The following is a 16,183-nucleotide window of genomic DNA, read 5'->3' as shown; positions in this document are numbered from 1 at the left end:
TATCTCTAAGGGCTTTTTATATTTTATTTTTAGTAAATAAATGATAGAATTTTGCCTTAAATTTTCAAAAAATTTGAGGCAAGAATGCAAAAAATTCATTTTATAGGTATAGGTGGTATTGGAATTTCAGCTTTGGCGAGATTTTTAAAAGAACAAGGCTTTAAGATTAGTGGTTCTGATATCAAAGAAAGTAAAATCACAAAAGAATTAGAAAAAGAAGGTATAGATATAAAAATTCCTCATCATAAAGACAATGTTAAAGATGTGGATTTAGTGGTGTATTCAGCTGCTATCAAAGAAGACAATGAAGAATTAATCAGCGCAAAAAAACAAAACATCACAACACTTTCAAGAAAAGAAGCCTTGCCTATGATTTTAAAAGACAAAAGAGTTTTTGCAGTTGCGGGAGCTCATGGTAAAAGTACAACTTCAAGCATTTTAGCAAGCTTGATAGAAGCTTCTGTGATTATTGGTGCGGTGCTAAAAGAAAGTGGCACTAATATGCTTTATAAAGAAAGCGAAAATCTCATCTTTGAAGCTGATGAGAGTGACAGTTCTTTTTTGAACTCAAATCCTTATTTAGCTATAGTGACTAATGTTGAAGCAGAACATTTAGATCATTATGGAAACGATCTTGCAAGATTACACAAAGCTTATGAAGACTTTTTGCGTTTGTCTAAAATTCAAGTGATTAATGCTGAAGATGAGTTTTTATCAAGTTTAAATTTAAATAATGCAAAAAAGCTTTATCCAAGTAAAGATATCGCTAATATTTACATGAAAGTAGAAAATTTTAAGCCAAAAACCTATTTTACACTTAAAGATTTAGGCGAATTTAGTGTTTTTGGTATGGGTGAGCATGTAGCGATGGACGCTGCTTTAGCTATTTTGGCTGCGAGTGAATTTATAAATATAGAAGAGCTAAAAACTAAGCTTTTAAAATATCAAGGGATTAAAAAAAGATTTGATATTTTATTTGCAAATGAAAATATGGCTTTGATTGATGATTATGGACACCATCCAACAGAAATCAAAACAACACTTAAAGCAGCAAGTGAGTATGCAAGGCTAGCTGGATATGAAAAAATCATAGCTATTTTTGAGCCTCATCGTTATACACGTTTAAGCGCAAATATAGAGTATTTTAGCGAGGTTTTAGCAAATGTTGATGAGCTTTATATTTTACCTGTGTATGCAGCAGGGGAAGCTAAAATAGAAATTAATATGCAAAAATACTTTCCAAAAGCTAAATTTATAAAAGAAATTAAAAGAGAAGAAAGCGCTATTTATCTTGATGATGAGTTGATTGAAAATGGTTTGGTAATTGGCTTTGGTGCGGGAGATATAAGCACAAAGCTTAGGGGAAAGTATGTTTAAGATTTTTTTATATATCTTAGCTTTTTTTGCGATTTTGCTTTTTTTCATTTTTTTGCGTAAAAAAATAGGCAAGATTAGTAATTATCTTTTGATTTTAGTGTTGATTTTAATGATTGCTTTTGCGATTAAATTTGAGCTAAGTGCTACAAGAAGTGGTGTTTTAAAAAAAGAAACACTCAATGCATTTTTACAAGGACAAAGTCTAATTTGCAAAGATGTTAATATCACTAAAGAGTATTTTAACTTTGAGCATGGAACGCAAAGTTTTATTTCAAATGGTAAAAATAAACAATTTAAAGCCTATGTTTTTGATATAAAAGATTGCAAGGTAGATAAATAATGCAAGAGCAATTTTTTAAAAAGCTAGATTTAGATGGCTATATAGAAGACTTTAGGGGACTTTTTGCAAGAGATAAAGAAATTTTTTTACAAGGTGATAGCAAGCTTCATTATAAAAGGATCAATGAGCTTTCGCTGATTGATTTTAATCCTCCACCTATGATAGAAGAGTTAAATAGTGCTTTAACTCATCTTAGCAAGCAAGGAATTTTACATTTAAGTCAAAGTTTTGAATTTATTAAAATCTGTATGTATTTTAGATACTTAAAGGATTTAAAATTTGAAGAAAGTTTAAAAGAATGGCTTTTAAAAATAGAAATTCCACAAACTATTTTAGAGCTTTTTGAGTATTTTGATGAAAAGGGTGAGATTAAAGAAAGTGTTGATGAAAGACTTGTTAATCTAAATTTAGCTCTAAAAATGAAAAAAGAAAGCTTGGTGGGTGAGTTTAAAAAACTTACCTATACTAAAAATCTTAGCGCTTATTTAATTGATACGCAAATTCATCTTATCAATGGTATGGAAACTTTGCTTTTACGTGGCGGGTTTAATCATGTCTTAAAAGCAAAAATCATAGGTAGAAGTAGCGGCGGTGGATTTTATGTGGTGCCTTTAAGTGTAGAAAAAATCCAAAGTCAAATAGATGAAATCAAAGATGCCAAAGAAGAAATTTTTTATGAGTATGCTAAAAAAATCAGTTTGATTTTTTATAAAAATTTGATGTTTTTGAAATTTATCAATAATGCTTTTGATTTATTTGATCATTATAGTGCTAGAGTTTTGATGGCTAAAAAACATGATTATGAGTTTGTTTTAGCTGATAGTTCTAATAATTTAAGCTTATATAACTTTGCACATCCGGCTTTAAAAAATGCAAAAAGTGTTAATATAGAGTTTAATAAAAAAGTTTTAATCATCACAGGTGTAAATGCAGGTGGTAAATCTATGCTTTTAAAAGGAATTTTAAGTGCAGCTTTACTTGCAAAGCATTTGCTTCCTATGAAAATTAACGCACAAAAAAGCCAAATAGGAAATTTCAAAGAATTTGATGCGATTTTAGAAGATCCACAAAATGTAAAAAATGATATTTCTACTTTTGCAGGAAGAATGTTGCATTTTTCTAAGCTTTTGGGTAAGAAAAATGTTTTATTAGGGGTTGATGAGATAGAGCTTGGGACAGATTTTGAAGAAGCTGCGTGTTTATATACTGAGCTTATTTCTAAGCTTTTAGAGCAAGATAATAAAATCATCATCACAACTCACCACAAACGCCTTGCTATGCTTTTGGCGAAAAATTCACAAGTAGAACTCATCGCTGCTTTGTATGATGAGGAATTATCACGCCCAAAATATGAGTTTTTAAAAGGCACCATAGGTAAATCTTATGCATTTGAAACAGCTTTAAGATATGGCATAAGTGCAAATTTAGTGCAAAATGCTAAAAAGCTATATGGAGAAGATAAAGAAAATTTAGAAGAAATGGTAAGTAAAAATATCAATCTTGAACTTTCTTTACGCAAGAAAAATGAAGAGCTTGAGAAAAAAGAAGCTAAGGTAGATGAAATTTTACTTTCACTTAAAGATCAAAAAGAAAAAAATGAGCAAGAATTTAAAAAGCTTATTTCTAATTTAGAATTTAAATATCACAAAGCCATAGAAGAAGCTAAAAAAACAATAAATCTAAAAGACATTAAAGAAAAACAAAGAAGTTTAAACAAAGCCAATGAACTTAAAAAAAGCATTGTTTTACCAAGTATGGAGCAAAATGAAGAACTTAGAGTTGGGGATTTTGTAAAATATGAAAAAATCAAAGGTAAAATCACTGCAATTTCAAAAAATGATGCGATGATTCAAAGCGATGGTTTAAGTTTGCGTGTGCCTTTAAAGCTTCTTAAAAAAAGTAATCAAACCCCAACGCAAAAGGTAAAATCAAGTGTTAATATAACCCGTCCAAGTGCTTTAAATATGACTTTAGATTTACACGGCTTAAGAAGTGATGAGGCACTTGAAAGATTAGATAAATTTATCTCTGATGCCTTGATAGTGGGTTTTGATGAGGTGATAGTTTATCATGGTATAGGTACAGGAAAATTAGCTTTTGCGGTAAAAGAGTTTTTAAAAGCTCACAAAAGTGTAAAAAGCTTTAATGATGCTCCGATTAATCAAGGTGGTTTTGGTGCTAAGGTGGTTAAGCTTTAAGTAAAATTATAGTAAAACCTTTAAAATAATAATGAGGTTTATTAAATGAAACAAGTGATGATTTTAAGTGGAGCAGGTTTATCCGCTCCAAGTGGTATAAAGACTTTTAGAGCTAGTGGTGGATTATGGGAAGAACATGATGTGATGGAAGTTTGCTCAGCAACTGGCTTTAGAAAAAATCCTAAAAAAGTTTTGGAATTTTATAATAAAAGAAGAAAAGAACTAGCTGGTGTCAAGCCAAACCATGCACATAAAATCATCGCTTTATTAAAACAAAAATTTCCAAAACAAATTAGCATTTTAACACAAAATGTAGATGATTTGTTAGAGCGAGCAGGTTGTGAAGAAGTGGTGCATTTGCATGGTTTTTTACCTGAACTTAGGTGTTTAGAGTGTGAAAATATTTTTAACATAGGCTATGAAAGTAGTGATGATAAAATTTGTCCTAAATGTCAAAGCAAAAGTGTAAGGCACAATATCGTGATGTTTGAAGAAATGGCGCCAAATTATAAAATTTTATATGAAAAATTGCAAAATTGTGATTTATTTGTATGTATAGGTACAAGCGGGCAGGTTTTACCGGTGGGAGAGTATGCAAGAGTATGTAAGCAAAGTATATTAAATAATCTTGATGAGGATAAATATTTAGAAAGTAATTTTACTAAAGTTTATATAGAAGATGTTTGCACGGCTATTGATAAAATCAAAATTGATATAGAAAAATTTCTTGGAAGCAAAATGCTAGAAGTAATCTTACAAGGTATAGTTTTAGGTATGGGTGTGTCTGTGCCTTTTGGGCCTGTGAATATTTTGATCTTAAATACTGCTTTATCTTCTTTTAAAAATGCTTTTTGCGTTGGGCTTGGTGCTTTAAGTGCTGATATACTTTTTTTGATTTTGATTAATCTTGGGCTTTTAAGCTTTGCAAATAATGAATTTTTTTATAAAATACTAGCAGTTTTTGGCTTTTTCTTTTTGAGTTTTATGGTGTTTTTAATGCTAAGAAAAACAAGAAAAGTCGATCTTAATAAAATAAATAAAACTCATCCTTTAAAAGGTTTTAGTAAAGGATTTTTTTTAAATGTTACAAATCCTTATGTTATAGGTTTTTGGGTGAGTGTAGCAGGACTTAGCATGCAGAGTAAAAACTCTTTTGCCTTGCTTTTTGGTTTGGTGGGTTTTATTGTGTTTTGGATTTTTACTTTATCGTTTTTTGTGTCTAAATTTAAAGCCCTTGTAAAAAACAAACATATATTTTATATCAATCTTTTTTCAGCATTTATTTTAGAGTATTTTGCTCTTTCTATGCTGTATAAAGCTTTTATAGGATAAAACATGCAAGTAGTTGAAATTTTTAAAGAATTGAGCAAATTTAAATCCATCACCCCAGATGATGATGGAGCGTTAAATTATATCGCAGTGGAGTTAAGTGATTTTGAAGCTTTTTTTATAGAAAAAGAAGGTGTGAAAAATCTTTTGCTGACTAAAAAATTTAGTGATGATGGCGAGCATTTGGCTTTTGGCGGGCATGTGGATGTAGTGCCTGCAGGAGAGGGTTGGAGTAGCGATCCTTTTGAGCCTTTAGAAAAAGATGGGTTTATTTATGTAAGAGGTGCACAAGATATGAAAAGTGGCGTGGCTGCTTTTATGTGTGCGGTTAAGGAAGTAGAAAATTTTAAAGGAAGAATTTCGCTGATTTTAACAAGTGATGAAGAAGGCGAGGCTAAATTTGGCACGCTTGAAGTGCTTAAATTTATGCAAGAAAAAGATATGCTACCTGATTTTGCTGTGGTTGCTGAGCCAACTTGTGATAAAAAATTTGGAGATAGTATTAAAATAGGGCGTCGTGGCTCTATCAATGCAAAATTACTCATCAAAGGTAAGCAAGGCCATGTAGCATACCCGCAAAAATGCATTAATCCTGTGCATAATTTTGCTTCGGCTTTGAAATTTTTAGCAGGATTTGATCTTGATCCAGGTGATGAGGTATTTGCACCATCTAAAATTGTCATTACTGATATACGCGGTGGTATGGAAGTGTGCAATGTAACCCCAAATGATTTAAAATTGATGTTTAATGTAAGAAATTCTCCACAAACTAGCTTAGAAGATGTAAAAGCTTATGTAGAAAAGACTTGCGAAGGGCTTGATTATGAGTTGTGTTTGAATCAAAGTTCAAAGCCTTTTTTAACACAAAGTGATTCTAAAATTGTACAAAAACTAAATGAGAGCGTACAAAAAATTACCCAAATAGTGCCAGAACTTAACACCAAAGGTGGCACAAGCGATGCAAGATATTTTGCTGAGTTTGGTGTGAAAGTAGTAGAATTTGGCGTGTGTAATGATAGAATTCATGCTATTGATGAAAGAGTGAGTATAGAAGAGCTTGAAAAATTGTATTTAGTTTTTAAAGATTTATTAGAGAATTTTAACTAGGAAAAAACATGGATATAATAGGAATTTAGAGTAGCCTCTCATTTAAGAGTACCTTGCAGCTACCGGCAAGTTAGCCCTCTAAACTTCTAAAATTATATCATTAATTTTTTAAAATGGAATTAATAGGAAGTAAAATGTCTTTTGAGCTTGATGTAAGTAGCTATGAAAAAATAGAAAAGCTATTTATCAATTTTAAATTAAAATGTGATTTTAAATTTAGAATGATAAAAGGGATCAATGTTTTGCATTTTGGATATTTGTGGGGAGCTTGCAAAGAAGCACAAAAGATTTTAGAAAAAAATCAAAAATGCGAAGATTTGTTTAAGCTAATTATGAAAATTTATTCCAAAAGACGCAAAAATCATCAAGCAAATTTTTTACTTTTACAATGTTATGAAAATGCTCTAAGAAGTACTTTAGCAGTAAAAATAGCAAATTTGTATAATAAGTTAGATGATGATTGGTTTAAATCTAGTGAAGAAGTTTTTAATCCTGCTTTGAAAAATCTTTTAAAAAAAGTTAAAAAGAGATGTCGAAAAATAGATGAATATAATAGCACTTGGCAAATTTTTGATGATTTTTGTTTGATTGATTTAGAAGAGATATTGATAGATCATTGGAGTGAATTTGCTTATATATTTAAAGATAAAAAAATATATAAAAATCAAGTCTTACCAAGTTTTGGCACCAAAGAACATCTTAAGACAAAACTAAGTCAAATAAGAAAAGCTAGAAATGAAACCTATCATAATAAACCTACAAAAATAAAATTTAAAAAAGATTTGGAAATTTTACTTTTGAGACTTGGTTATAATTTAGAAGATGCTATTGATATTGGAGAGGTAAAAGAAGCTATTATTTTAAGATTTAATTATAATAATGCAAGCGAGTAAGTATTTTAAGTAAAATAAATAAAGGTTTTAAATGATTATCAATGGACAAAAGCTTGAGTTAAAAGAGCTTAGATTTATGGATTATGTTAAAGAAAAGCAATTAAAAATAGAATTTATCGCCTTAGAATTAAACGGAGAAATTATCCCAAGGGATAAATTTGAAAATTTAATTTTGAAAGAAAATGATAAAGTAGAGATTGTTACTTTTGTGGGTGGTGGTTGATGAGAATTAAATTTAATGGTAGTGTGATAGACACACATTTTAAAAACACTTTGGAATTTTTTCAAAATGTGAGTAAAAATGAAAATGATGTGTGGATAGTCAATGGTTTTGCGACAAAAGAAAGTTTGGAGCTAAAAGAAAATGATGAACTTTTTTGTATAGAAAAAAATACTTTACCCCCATATGAAGCTCTTGATGCGATGATGAGGGCAAGACATACTCCAAAGCTTCATGATAAACTTAAAAAGGCAAGTGTAGCAGTGTGTGGGCTTGGTGGGCTTGGCTCGCATATAGCTATAAATTTAGCAAGAAGTGGGGTTGGTAGGCTTCATTTGATTGATTTTGATGTAGTGGAGCCAAGTAACCTTAACCGCCAAGCTTACATGGTGGAAGATTTGGGTAAATTTAAGGCTGAAGCTTTAAAAGATCAAATTAGTAAGATTAATCCTTTTATAGAAGTATTTGCACAAGTTTTAAAAATAGAAAAAGAAAATATGGCTGAACTTTTTATAAATGATGATATGGTTTGTGAAGCCTTTGACAGTGCAAAATACAAAGCCCTTTTAGCGCAAAATTTTCACCAACACTATCCTCAAAAAACATTAATTTGTGCTTCTGGTTTAGCAGGATATGGCGATAGCAACAGCATACAAACAAGAAAAATCGCAAAAAACTTTTATGTTTGCGGTGATTTAAAAAATGAGGCAAAAGTAGGCAATGGACTTATGGCACCGCGTGTAAATATTTGCGCAGGACATCAAGCAAATTTAGTTTTAGAACTTTTAGCGAGTGAGTAATGGAAAAATTAAAAATAGGAAAATATGAATTTAATTCTAGGTTTATTCTAGGTTCTGGGAAATTTTCTTTTGAGCTTATAAAATCAGCCATTGAAGAAGCAAAAGTTGAGATTATTACCTTAGCTTTGCGTAGGGTAAATGATAAAGGCATAGAAAATATACTTGATTTTATCCCAAAGCACATTAAGCTTTTACCAAATACTTCAGGTGCAAGAAATGCCAATGAGGCATTGCGTATAGCAAGACTTGCAAGAGAGCTTGGCTGTGGAGATATGATTAAGGTTGAAGTAATTAGCGATAGTAAATATTTATTACCGGATAATTATGAAAGTATAAAAGCAGTGGAACTTTTAGCAAATGAGGGTTTTACGCCTTTGGTTTATATGTATCCTGATTTATATGCAGCACGTGCTATGGCTAGTGTGGGAGCTGCTGCTATAATGCCTCTTGGAGCACCTATAGGAAGTAATAAAGGCTTAAAAACTAAAGAATTTATACAAATTTTGCTTAACGAAATTAGCTTGCCTATTATAGTTGATGCAGGCATAGGAAATCCCGCACAAGCTTGCGAAGCCATGCAAATGGGAGTAAGTGCAGTGATGGCAAATACTGCCATAGCTCAAGCTAAAGATGTAGCAAAAATGGCAAAGGCTTTTGCTTTGGCTATAGAGGCAGGACATAATGCGTATTTAGCAGGCATAGCAAATGAAAGCATGCCAAGTGCAAGCTCGCCTTTGAGTGGTTTTTTAAGAGATTAAAATGCAAAAATATCCTCATATGCAAAGTATTGAAAGTGAAATTTTAACTAAGGTTTTAAAAGAAGTTGAAAATTTTGATGAAAGTAAATTTAGCGCTTTTGATGTAAAACAAGCTTTAGCTAAAGATTATCTTAACTTAGATGATTTAAAAGCTTTGCTTTCAAGCACAGCAGAAGATTTTATAGAAGATTTAGCACAAAAATCAAGCAAGATTACTCAAAAATATTTTGGAAATTCCATTTCGCTTTTTACACCTTTATATCTTTCTAATTTTTGCAATAGCAAATGTACTTATTGTGGATTTCAAAAAGGAAATAATATTAAAAGAGCTAAGTTAAATGAGGCTGAAATTTACAAAGAAATGCAAGAAATTAAAAAAAGTGGTTTGGAAGAAATTTTACTCTTAACAGGTGAGGGCAGGGAATATGCTAGTGTAGAATATCTTGCCAAAGCTTGTGAGATAGCAAAAGAGTATTTTAAGGTCGTTGGGATTGAAGTTTATCCTATGAATGTTGATGAATATGCATTGCTTCATGAAAAGGGTTGTGAATATGTAAGTGTTTATCAAGAAACTTATAATCAAAAAACTTATTCTAAAATTCATATTGAAGGTGAAAAAAGTGTATTTGAGTATCGTTTTCATGCGCAAGAGCGAGCATTAAAAGCGGGTATGAGAGGGGTTGCTTTTGGAGCTTTACTTGGTATAGATGATTTTAGAAAAGATGCTTTTGCTACGGCTTTGCATGCGTATATTTTACAGCAAAAATACCCTCATGCTGAAATAGCTTTATCTATCCCTAGATTAAGACCTATTATCAATAATAAAAAAATTCATCCAAAAGATGTAAGCGAAACAAGACTTTTACAGGTTTTATGTGCTTATAGATTGTTTTTGCCTTTTGCTAGCATTACTATTTCTACGCGTGAAAGAGCAGGGTTTAGAGATGGGGTTATTAAACTTGGAGCTACTAAAATGAGTGCAGGTGTGAGCGTGGGGGTAGGTGAGCATCAAGGCGATAAAAAAGGTGATGATCAGTTTCAAATTAGTGATATGCGTAGTGTTGATGAGGTTTTAGCTATGTTAAAAAATGCAAATTTACAAGCTATAATGAGCGATAGTATTTATGTGGGATAAAAAAATCATTGCTATTAGTGATAGTCAAAATACCCAAGGAGATTTTTTAAATTTTATTGAAAAACTAAGCCAAAGTAGTATTGATGCTTTAGTGCTTAGAGAAAAACATTTAGATGAGTTAGAATATACTAAATTAGCCAAAGAAGTATTAAAAATTTTTAATAAAACTCAAAAGATTTGCTTTTTGCATTATTATTATGAAGCTTGTTTGAAATTAAATCATCAATTTTTTCACGCTCCTTTATTTGTTTTACAAAAATACCCACAAAGCTATAAAAAATTTGAGCTTTTGGGTACTTCCATCCATTCTAAAGAAGAATTAGATTTGGCTTATAAGCTTAAAGTAAGTCATGCTTTTTTTGGGCATGTATTTGAAAGTTCTTGTAAGGCTGATTTAACACCAAAGGGTATAAAAAATTTAAATGATTTGTTAAAAGTTTCAAAAATACCCATTTATGCCATAGGTGGTATAAATACTCAAACTATAAACCACTTAAAAGATTTAAATTTGGCAGGTGTGTGCATAAGAGAAGCTTTGTATAAAAGCGAAAATGTAAAAAAATATATTTTAAGATGTAAAGATCTTTTAGTCCAAAAGGACTAAAAGATTATAACCAAAAGAAATAAGCAATTATTGCAAGACTAATTGAGCAGAATACATTTAGTATAATTCCTACTCTTACCATTTCTTGTTGTTTGATATGACCAGTACCAAAAACTATAGCATTTGGTGGTGTAGCAACTGGTAGCATGAAAGCACAAGAAGCACCGATTGCAATGATTAAAGCAAGTCCTAAAGCAGGAACACCTAAAGTATCTGCTATAGAGATAAACAAAGGCACAAGTAAGGCTGCTGAAGCAGTGTTTGAGGTAAATTCTGTTAAAAATACTATAAAAAAGGCTACGATTAAACCTATAACAAATAAATGTCCATTTTCTATAAATGAAATGATAGTATCAGCCATAACCTTGCTAGCACCTGAATCTTTTAGCACCACACTTAGAGTAATACCTCCACCAAAGAGCATTAATACACCCCAATCAGTATTTTTTTGTATATTTTTCCAATCAATTACCTTAAAAGCACATACTAAAACAGCAGCTAATAAAGCAATAATTGCATCAAGATTTGCTATTTTATGTCCAAAAACACTCGTGATGATAGGACCTATATTGCCACTAAAAATCCAAGATAGAGCAACCACTAAAAAGATTATTAAAGTGATGATTCTAGGTCTTGTAAGCTCTATATTTTCAGTGTGTAAATCAACTTGTAGATTAAATTTAGGTTTAAACATAAAATACAAAATTAAAATCATTGCAGGTAAGAAGATTAAAACAATAGGAATACCATATTTTAACCATTGTGCAAAACTAATGTGTAATTGAGTAGCAACGATAGCATTTGGTGGAGTTCCTACTATAGTGCCTATACCACCTATACTCGCGCTAAAAGCTATACCTAAAAGGATAAAAACATAAGTGTTTCTATCTTTTTCTGGGTCAAGTGAAGCTAACATACCTATAGCAAGCGGAAGCATCATGGCAGCTGTTGCAGTATTACTCATCCACATGGATAAAAACGCAGTGGTAATAAAAATATACAAACTAGAAAGGCCTAAATGTCCTTTTGCTAGGGTTAAAATTTTATGTGCAATTAGCTTATCTAGTTTTTGATGATGCATAGCTGCAGCTAAAGCAAAACCACCAAAAAATAAAAAGATATTTGAATCAGCAAAGCCGGTTAAAGCTTTAGCAGTAGGTAATAATCCTAAGATGGCTGCTAAAACAGGCACTAAAATAGCTGTAATAGTAACATGTAAAGCTTCGCTAAGCCATAAAATAGCAATAAAAACTAACAATGATAAACCTTGATTTACTTTAGTTTCGCCAAAAGGGGAGAAATAAAGCAAAGCGATAAATAACACCAAATCAGCAACGACTATGAGTGTTTTTGTATTTGAACTCATTTTTAATAACTCCTTTTAAATATTGTAGTTTTGTAACATATTCTAAATGAATTTTCTTTTAAATGTCAATTTTTATATAAATTTTTTTATATAAAACTTTTCTTGTGTGAAAAAAAGTAAGTTTTAGTAAAATTTATTTGTTTTTGGTATAATTTTTGCTAATTAAAAATCATCTATAAATAAAGATGATTCTAAGGAAAGAACATGTTTAAAAAAATATTTATATTGACTCTAGCTTTATTTTTTAGTGCTTGTGCCATAAATTCTAAAAATCAAGGTGTAGCTAAGGTTAATGAAGTTATAAAAATTCAAGCACAATGTTATAACCCTTCTAGTCCTAAAGCCTATGAAGCAAAAATTAAAGGTCTTGTATATATTAGTGATATAGGGCTTAAGTATTGTGCAAATAAAAGAACGCTTGATAAAAGTGTTTCTTTGAAAAAAGTTTATATTCATAGAGTGTATGATTTAAATGAGAACTTAAAATATTCTTCTTCTAATGGAAATAATTATTATATTAATGAGAATTTTAACTACTATTTTTATGTGTTTTTAAAAGAAGAATTAGAAAATAGAGGTATAGTGGTGGTTGAAAATACACAAGATTCTCCTTATGTTTTAAAAGTGGATTTAAGTTTTAATGATTTTTATTCTAAATTTGATTCTAATTCTTTATTTTCAATTATTGCTAGTCAGCTAACATTAAAAGATATTAATACTAACAAAACTATTAATATTAAAACTAAACAAGAAGTTAAAGGTTTTTATAATATAAAAGATTTACCTTTCTTCACTCAGCTTCTTATAAAACAAGTGGCTAATAAATCCGCAGATATCATTAGCTCTTTGTGAGGTGTTTTAACTGCCATGGATTTTCCTTTGCGAGCTTTTGTCCAGCTTGCAAGGAAGAGCTTTTAGAATATTCTTTGGGTATAAGAGAGCTTGATAAAGGTTTTAAAGTTTATTATTTTTATCAATATGAACAAATTAAACATCTAATTTATTTTAAACACAAATTTCAAGGATATTTTGTTTTAAATGCGCTTGCAAAATTAAGCTTTGCCAAATTTAAAGATTTTTTTCAACCCTCTTGTGAAATTAACGCCATAGCCTTAGATGATAAAACATATAAAAACTACTCTCATACTGCTATTTTAACCAAACATTTAAAAACTCAATTTATAAAACCTATGTATTGCACCTTACAAGCTAATTCAGAATTTAAATATAGTGGAAAAAGTTTGCAATTTCGTAAAGATAATAAAAGATCTTATAAGCTTTTAAAGCATCCAAAATACCCTGTAATTTTAATAGATGATGTGGTAACTACGGGTTTAAGTTTGCTTGAAGCAAAAGAGTTTTTAGAAAAAAATAATATCGAAGTACTTTTTGCTTTAGTTTTAGCTAATGCAAAATTTGATACAATATAGGCATTAATTTTAAGGATTTTTATGGAAAATATTTTTACTAAAGATTCAGATATTGAAAATATAGATATAGAAAGTTCTATAAAAAGTAGTTATTTAGATTATTCTATGAGTGTTATTATAGGTCGTGCCTTACCTGATGCTAGAGATGGGCTTAAACCTGTTCATAGAAGAATTTTATATGCTATGAATGATTTAGGTGTTGGAAGTCGTAGTGCGTATAAAAAATCAGCACGTATAGTGGGTGATGTAATCGGTAAATACCATCCACATGGTGATACAGCTGTATATGATGCTTTAGTAAGAATGGCGCAAGATTTTTCTATGCGTTATCCAAGCGTAGATGGGCAAGGAAACTTTGGTTCTATTGATGGTGATGGCGCTGCTGCAATGCGTTATACTGAAGCTAGAATGACAATTTTAGCTGAAGAACTTTTGCGTGATATAGAAAAAGATACGGTTGATTTTATACCAAATTATGATGATTCTATGAGTGAACCTGATGTTTTACCTGCTAGGGTGCCAAATTTATTACTTAATGGTTCAAGTGGTATTGCAGTAGGTATGGCTACTAATATTCCTCCGCATAGTTTAAATGAGCTTATTGATGGTTTGCTTTATTTAATTGATAATAAAAATGCAAGCTTAGAAGAAATCATGCAATTTATCAAAGGCCCTGATTTTCCAACCGGTGGTATTATCTTTGGTAAAAAGGGTATTATAGAAGCTTACCGCACAGGTCGTGGTAGGGTAAAAGTAAGAGCAAAAACCCATATTGAAAAAAGAGCTAATAAAGATATTATTGTAATAGATGAACTTCCTTATCAAACTAATAAAGCAAGATTGATAGAGCAAATTGCTGAACTTGCTAAAGAAAAACAAATCGAAGGTATTGCTGAAGTTAGAGATGAGAGTGATAGAGAAGGAATTCGCGTGGTGATTGAGCTAAAGCGCGATGCTATGAGTGAGATTGTGTTAAATAATCTTTTTAAATCTACCACTATGGAAAGCACTTTTGGTGTGATTATGCTTGCTATACACAATAAAGAACCAAAAGTTTTTTCTTTAATTGAACTTTTAAATTTATTCTTAAATCATAGAAAAACTGTAATTATTAGAAGAACTATTTATGAGTTGCAAAAAGCTAGAGCTAGAGCGCATATTTTAGAAGGTTTAAAAATTGCTCTAGATAATATTGATGAAGTGATAGCTTTGATTAAAAACTCTCCTGATAACCCAACGGCTAAAAATTTATTAATGCAAAAATTTGGCCTAAGCGAGCTTCAATCTAATGCTATTTTAGATATGAAGTTAGGCCGTTTAACAGGGCTTGAGAGAGAAAAGATTGACAATGAATTAAGAGAATTATTAGCAGAAATTGAAAGACTTGATCAAATTTTAAAAAGTGAAACTTTGCTTGAAAATTTAATCAAAGATGAATTAAAAGAAATTAGAACCAAATTTGATGTACCAAGAATCACTCAAATTGAAGATGATTATGATGATATTGATATAGAAGATTTAATACCAAATGAAAATATGGTAGTTACCATTACTCATCGTGGTTATATTAAGCGTGTTCCAAGCAAGCAATATGAAAAACAAAAACGTGGTGGTAAAGGTAAGGTTGCAGTTACAACTTATGATGATGATTTTATTGAAAGCTTCTTTACAGCAAACACACATGATACTTTGATGTTTGTTACTGATCGTGGGCAGCTTTACTGGCTTAAAGTTTATAAAATTCCTGAAGGAAGTAGAACTGCTAAAGGTAAAGCTGTGGTTAATCTCATTAATCTACAAGCAGATGAAAAAATCATGGCAATTATCCCAACTACTGATTTTGATGAAAGTAAATCATTGTGTTTCTTTACGAAAAATGGTATTGTAAAACGCACAAATTTAAGTGAATATCAAAATATTAGAAGCGTGGGTGTAAAAGCGATTAATCTAGATGAAAATGATGAGCTTGTTACTGCAATTATCGTAGCAAGAGATGAAAGCGAAACGCAAGAGCAAAATTATGAAGAAAATTTAGAAAATGAAATGCTTGAACCTAATGAAGAACTTGAAAATGTTAGCGGTAAAATGCTTTTTGCAGTTACTAAAAAAGGTATGTGTATTAAATTCCCGCTTGCTAAAGTTAGAGAGATTGGTCGTGTAAGTAGAGGGGTAACTGCGATTAAATTTAAAGAAAAAGATGATGAGGTTGTGGGTGCTGTTGTTATAGAAAATGACGCTCAAGAAATCTTAAGCGTAAGCGCTAAAGGCATAGGCAAGCGTACTGATGCTGGAGAATATAGACTTCAAAGTAGAGGTGGTAAGGGTGTTATTTGTATGAAACTTACTGCTAAAACAAAAGACTTAATCGGTATAGTTATAGTTGATGAAAGTATGGATTTGATGGCATTAACAAGCAGTGGTAAGATGATACGTGTTGATATGCAAAGTATTAGAAAAGCAGGTAGAAATACAAGTGGTGTAATTGTTGTTAATGTTGAAAATGATGAGGTTGTAAGCATTGCTAAATGTCCTAAAGAAGAAGATGAGGAATTAGATGCTGAAACTAATATAGATTTAAATTTAGAATAGTAAAATTTTTTGGAATGCTTTTTGCTATTTTAATAAA

At 30.6% G+C, this 16,183-nt stretch carries 15 protein-coding genes and 1 pseudogene; 15 read left to right on the top strand and 1 reads right to left on the bottom strand.

All coding sequences use genetic code 11. From position 1 onward, the window contains the following. Positions 1 to 84: 84 nt before the first annotated feature. From murC to L8V88_RS07120, 12 genes and pseudogenes are all read left to right on the top strand, one after another. Complete coding sequence (gene murC, locus L8V88_RS07175) at positions 85 to 1,377, top strand: UDP-N-acetylmuramate--L-alanine ligase (RefSeq protein ID WP_263727378.1); 1,293 nt, start codon at positions 85 to 87, stop codon at positions 1,375 to 1,377. Next, the gene (locus L8V88_RS07170) at positions 1,370 to 1,717 is read left to right on the top strand and encodes a hypothetical protein (protein ID WP_263727377.1); all 348 of its coding nucleotides are present in this window, start codon (positions 1,370 to 1,372) and stop codon (positions 1,715 to 1,717) included. The genes murC and L8V88_RS07170 overlap by 8 nt, the downstream gene beginning before the upstream one ends. Further along, complete coding sequence (locus L8V88_RS07165) at positions 1,717 to 3,915, top strand: endonuclease MutS2 (RefSeq protein WP_263727376.1); 2,199 nt, start codon at positions 1,717 to 1,719, stop codon at positions 3,913 to 3,915. The genes L8V88_RS07170 and L8V88_RS07165 overlap by 1 nt, the downstream gene beginning before the upstream one ends. A gap of 45 nt (positions 3,916 to 3,960) precedes the next feature. Continuing rightward, positions 3,961 to 4,644 (top strand): annotated as a pseudogene (locus tag L8V88_RS07160) (SIR2 family NAD-dependent protein deacylase); the annotation flags it as partial. Between the two features lie 9 nt (positions 4,645 to 4,653). Beyond that, positions 4,654 to 5,247, top strand: a complete 594-nt coding sequence (locus tag L8V88_RS07155) for a LysE family transporter (RefSeq protein ID WP_214100547.1) — start codon at positions 4,654 to 4,656, stop codon at positions 5,245 to 5,247. Between the two features lie 3 nt (positions 5,248 to 5,250). Then, positions 5,251 to 6,351 (top strand): succinyl-diaminopimelate desuccinylase, encoded by a 1,101-nt coding sequence (gene dapE / locus L8V88_RS07150; protein ID WP_263727375.1) that lies wholly within the window; start codon positions 5,251 to 5,253, stop codon positions 6,349 to 6,351. A 113-nt stretch (positions 6,352 to 6,464) separates the two neighbouring features. After that, on the top strand, positions 6,465 to 7,244 hold the full coding sequence (locus L8V88_RS07145) for a CAAX protease (RefSeq protein WP_263727374.1): 780 nt from the start codon (positions 6,465 to 6,467) through the stop codon (positions 7,242 to 7,244). 31 nt (positions 7,245 to 7,275) lie between these two features. Further along, positions 7,276 to 7,467 (top strand): sulfur carrier protein ThiS, encoded by a 192-nt coding sequence (thiS, locus tag L8V88_RS07140; RefSeq protein WP_066006795.1) that lies wholly within the window; start codon positions 7,276 to 7,278, stop codon positions 7,465 to 7,467. Further along, positions 7,464 to 8,264, top strand: a complete 801-nt coding sequence (gene thiF, locus L8V88_RS07135; RefSeq protein ID WP_263727373.1) for a thiamine biosynthesis protein ThiF — start codon at positions 7,464 to 7,466, stop codon at positions 8,262 to 8,264. The genes thiS and thiF overlap by 4 nt, the downstream gene beginning before the upstream one ends. Further along, positions 8,264 to 9,022 carry a thiazole synthase gene (locus L8V88_RS07130; RefSeq protein ID WP_263723915.1) on the top strand — a complete coding sequence of 253 codons (759 nt, stop codon included), beginning with the start codon at positions 8,264 to 8,266 and terminating at the stop codon, positions 9,020 to 9,022. The genes thiF and L8V88_RS07130 overlap by 1 nt, the downstream gene beginning before the upstream one ends. 1 nt (position 9,023) lies before the next feature. Continuing rightward, positions 9,024 to 10,157: a 2-iminoacetate synthase ThiH gene (thiH, locus tag L8V88_RS07125; RefSeq protein WP_263727372.1), complete on the top strand. Its 1,134-nt coding sequence runs from the start codon at positions 9,024 to 9,026 to the stop codon at positions 10,155 to 10,157. Beyond that, positions 10,147 to 10,761, top strand: coding sequence for a thiamine phosphate synthase (locus L8V88_RS07120; protein ID WP_263727371.1), 615 nt, complete (start codon positions 10,147 to 10,149; stop codon positions 10,759 to 10,761). Before thiH ends, L8V88_RS07120 begins: the two co-directional genes overlap by 11 nt. Positions 10,762 to 10,765: 4 nt before the next feature. Here L8V88_RS07120 and L8V88_RS07115 read toward each other — a convergent pair whose 3' ends face one another. Continuing rightward, positions 10,766 to 12,127: a DASS family sodium-coupled anion symporter gene (locus L8V88_RS07115; protein ID WP_263727370.1), complete on the bottom strand. Its 1,362-nt coding sequence runs from the start codon at positions 12,125 to 12,127 to the stop codon at positions 10,766 to 10,768. Positions 12,128 to 12,331: 204 nt separating this feature from the next. Here L8V88_RS07115 and mapA point away from each other — a divergent pair, with 204 nt between their 5' ends. From mapA to gyrA, 3 genes are read left to right on the top strand one after another with little or no spacing between them, the layout of a single operon-like run. Further along, positions 12,332 to 12,979, top strand: coding sequence for an outer membrane lipoprotein MapA (gene mapA / locus L8V88_RS07110; RefSeq protein ID WP_263727369.1), 648 nt, complete (start codon positions 12,332 to 12,334; stop codon positions 12,977 to 12,979). Then, positions 12,976 to 13,557 carry a ComF family protein gene (locus tag L8V88_RS07105; RefSeq protein ID WP_263727368.1) on the top strand — a complete coding sequence of 194 codons (582 nt, stop codon included), beginning with the start codon at positions 12,976 to 12,978 and terminating at the stop codon, positions 13,555 to 13,557. Before mapA ends, L8V88_RS07105 begins: the two co-directional genes overlap by 4 nt. Before the next feature lie 21 nt (positions 13,558 to 13,578). Then, positions 13,579 to 16,146, top strand: coding sequence for a DNA gyrase subunit A (gyrA, locus tag L8V88_RS07100; protein ID WP_263727367.1), 2,568 nt, complete (start codon positions 13,579 to 13,581; stop codon positions 16,144 to 16,146). Positions 16,147 to 16,183: the final 37 nt, after the last annotated feature.

Source organism: Campylobacter sp. IFREMER_LSEM_CL2101 (genome assembly GCF_025771825.1).
In the GTDB taxonomy this organism is placed as follows: Bacteria; Campylobacterota; Campylobacteria; order Campylobacterales; family Campylobacteraceae; genus Campylobacter_D; species Campylobacter_D lari_C.
Note: the sequence above shows the minus strand (reverse complement) of the source record. Positions and strands in the feature narration are given on the sequence as shown.